1 protein-coding gene is annotated in these 1444 nt (G+C 46.6%); it reads right to left on the bottom strand.

Going from position 1 to position 1444, the window contains the following annotated elements:
• Positions 1 to 1444 (bottom strand): toprim domain-containing protein (locus B4033_RS13185; protein ID WP_286834590.1); only part of this gene is annotated, 1444 nt, incomplete at both ends.

Here is a 1444-nt window from a genome sequence, read left to right as displayed (position 1 = left end):
ACCCAGACCTTTATAACGCTGGATCATCATGCCGCGACGTGAGTCTTGCAGGATGTGCTGCCATACTTCATGGAAGCTATTCACCAGAATCTTGCGCTCACCTTTTTGTAGGTAAGCACCCTCTTCAAGTAACGTAAACCAGCTCTTCGAGTTCTTCAATAAACGTGCATATTCACTTGAACCCAACAGACCTGAATCCAGCAGATAAACATGTGGCAGGTTATGGATATAAATCGTGATACGTGGCAGATAAGTCACAGACTTGTTGCCTTCTGCATCTTCCTTCTCGAAGGTTTCAATACCCAGCTCAGGACGCAGGCTTGGTTGCTTGTCTTCGATGTGTTGACGCAACTGCATTGCCCAGTTTTCCACATAATCCAGATCAGTTGCCTGATCCAGTTTAAATGCTTCAAGCGCCAACAGACCATCCAGCAACGTTGCAGGATAACGTAGCGTCAAACGATTCAAGCTTTTTTGCGAGGTCTGGTAATCCGCAATTACATTTGCCAGTGCATCACCACGAATGGCAGGTGCATCCGCACTGATATGCAGTTCAAGTTCATCAATCGCATTCGAAATCAGGTAAGTTTCCAGTGCATCATTATCCTTGATGTACTGTTCCTGCTTACCTTTTTTCAGCTTGTACAGCGGTGGCTGTGCAATATAAATATGACCACGTTCTACTAGTTCCGGCATTTGACGGAAGAAGAAGGTCAATAGTAAAGTACGGATGTGCGAACCATCCACGTCAGCATCGGTCATGATGATGATTTTGTGATAACGCAACTTGTCCGGATTATATTCCTCACGACCAATACCACAGCCCAGTGCAGTAATCAGCGTCCCCACTTCAGCCGATGAAATCATACGGTCGAAACGTGCACGTTCCACGTTCAGGATTTTACCTTTCAGTGGCAAGATTGCCTGCATCTTACGGTTACGTCCCTGTTTCGCAGAACCACCCGCCGAGTCACCCTCGACCAGGTACAGTTCAGACAATGCTGGATCTTTTTCCTGACAGTCTGCCAGTTTACCTGGAAGACCGGCAATGTCTAACGCACTCTTACGACGCGTCATTTCACGTGCTTTACGCGCTGCATCACGGGCACGTGCGGCATCTATGATTTTACCCGCGATTGATTTCGCTGCTTGCGGATTCTCTAACAAGTACTCTGAGAATGACTTATTCATGGCCTGTTCGACCGCAGTTTTTACTTCGCTCGACACCAGCTTTTCTTTGGTCTGTGATGAGAATTTCGGATCCGGTACTTTCACCGATACAATCGCAGTCAAGCCTTCACGTGCATCATCACCAGATACTGCAACTTTTTCTTTTTTCAGAATATTTTCACTGTCCATATAGTTATTTAAACCACGGGTCAGTGCAGCACGGAAACCGGCTAAATGCGTACCACCATCCTTTTGCGGGATGTTGTTGGTAAAG

Origin of the sequence: Acinetobacter sp. UBA3132 (genome assembly GCF_002364825.1) — a bacterium.
In the GTDB taxonomy this organism is placed as follows: domain Bacteria; phylum Pseudomonadota; class Gammaproteobacteria; order Pseudomonadales; family Moraxellaceae; genus Acinetobacter; species Acinetobacter schindleri.
Note: the sequence above shows the minus strand (reverse complement) of the source record. Positions and strands in the feature narration are given on the sequence as shown.